Raw genomic sequence first — 2,001 nt, 5'->3', positions numbered from 1 at the left:
CCCGAGGTCGACAAAACTCGCATAGACGCTCGCCAGCTGGATATACCCGTCGGCGAAACCGGGATCTTCCTCGATCGACTGCCGGAGCAACCCGGTCGCCTGCTCGAGGCCTTCCCTGTTGAATTTTCTCCGGAGAAACATGCCTTTCAGGTAATTCGCGTAGGCCTCCGCCTTCGGAGTATATTTTCTTCCGACTTGCGTCATGCCCGAAAGATGAATGCTCAGAGCAGAGGCGACGTCATTTGCCACCTGACGTTGAATATCGAACACCTTTTCGAACCGGTCGTTGAATGCCTTGACCCAGAGTGTTTTCTCTCCCGGGATATCGATGAGTTTCGTGGAGATCCGGATTTCGGACCCCGATTTCCGGACGCTTCCTTCCAGGACATAGTGGACGTGAAGCGAGTTCGCAATCTCTTCGATTGGTTTTTGCGTACCTTTATAGGAGAGCACCGTGGTCAGAGGGGTGACCTTTAAGGACGGAAGCTGCGAAAGCGTCGTGATGGTTTCCTCGGTGATTCCGTCGCTGAAGTATTCATTCTCTTTCTCGGGGCTCAAGTTGAGAAACGGCAGCACAGCGATCGACCGAGCACCCGCCCCATCCGCCGCTTCGGAGACCCGGTTTCCCCCTCCGGCCGGTCCTCGCAAGACAAGATATCCTGCGAACGCGACAACAACTACCGCAGCCGCCACAAGGACCGGCTGAAACCGCGGACGCGACGGGGACCGCACCGGCCCGGGCTGAACCGGGGATGGGGCGGGTGAACCGATGCCGGCCTTGAGCTCTCGAAGGATGTCGTCGACATGCGCGTATCGATTCACGCGGTCCTTCGCGAGCATTTTGGTCACTACCTCGTTCAGACCGGGCGGACAATCCGTCCGAAGCTCCCGGACGGGTTTCGGGTCGACATTGACGATTTCATACATCAACGCGGCTTCGTGCGCGGCATGGAACGGAAGGCGTCCGGTGAGCAACTCGTAGAGTACAATCCCAAAGGACCAGATGTCCGCTTGCCCGGTCGCCTCCTCGCCGCGAAGCTGTTCCGGAGAAAGATAGGCGATCGTTCCGACCGTCGAGCCCGTTTTCGTGAGGGATGTCGCCCCCGCCAGTTTTGCAAGGCCGAAATCCATGATTTTTACCACCCCATCGGAGGACACCATAATATTATCGGCCTTGATGTCCCGATGGACAATCCCGTTGGCGTGCGCCTTGGAAAGGCCGGCTGCCACCTGGGCGGCGTATCCATTGATTTCAGGAATCGATGCCTTCCCCGCAAGTGATTTGAATGTCTTTCCATCGACCCACTCCATGACAATGAAGCTTCCATCGGGATGCTCTTCGAACCCATGGATCGTGAGAATGTTGGGATGGTTTAACGCCGAAGCGCTTCGTGCTTCGCGGAAGAAGCGTTCGAATGAATCTGCGCCCGTTTGAAGGTGGGAAGAGAGGAATTTCAGCGCGACAGGCCGCTCGAGGGTCGTGTCGACGGCCTTGTACACTACCCCCATGCCGCCCTCCCCGAGCTTTTCGAGAATCGTGTAATGTGAGAATTTCCGGCCGATCACCACAAAATCCGCAGGCACAAATGCTTGTTGGTAAGGATCTCCCCCGAGCTTGACGATCCAAGTTAGAGAGAAATAGAGTGAGTGTCAACGCAGGATTCGATCTTGTAGATCCGTGATCCCCATCACGGTTCTTCTGCTATCGATGGCGTATCCTGTAATGAACCACGATCAGGCGACCTCTCACACGCCAGTCACACTCGTACCGAACACCATCGGTACCGTCCAAACAAGAATGTGCACTTTGATGGCTGAAACCCCACCCTCCCTGACTCAACATGCGGTCCTGCATCGCTGCAGAATGAATTCTTTTCTCCGGCCGGGGAACCGGGAACGATCCTGCGGAACTTTGTCGTTGGGAATGAAGCGTGGGGATGGCTCCACAGGCAGGACTCGAACCTGCAACCCTCCGGTTAACAGCCGGATGCTCTACCATTG

At 56.4% G+C, this 2,001-nt stretch carries 1 protein-coding gene; it reads right to left on the bottom strand.

Annotated features, from left to right (window positions below):
• Positions 1–1,566, bottom strand: a 1,566-nt coding sequence (locus VI215_05465) for a serine/threonine-protein kinase (protein ID HEY6191759.1), incomplete at its 3' end; no start/stop codon positions are given.
• Positions 1,567–2,001 lie beyond the last annotated feature (435 nt).

This window comes from Bacteroidota bacterium (assembly GCA_036522515.1).
Lineage (GTDB): Bacteria > Bacteroidota > Ignavibacteria > UBA10030 > SZUA-254 > VBOC01.
This window is presented reverse-complemented; position numbering and strand designations above follow the sequence as displayed.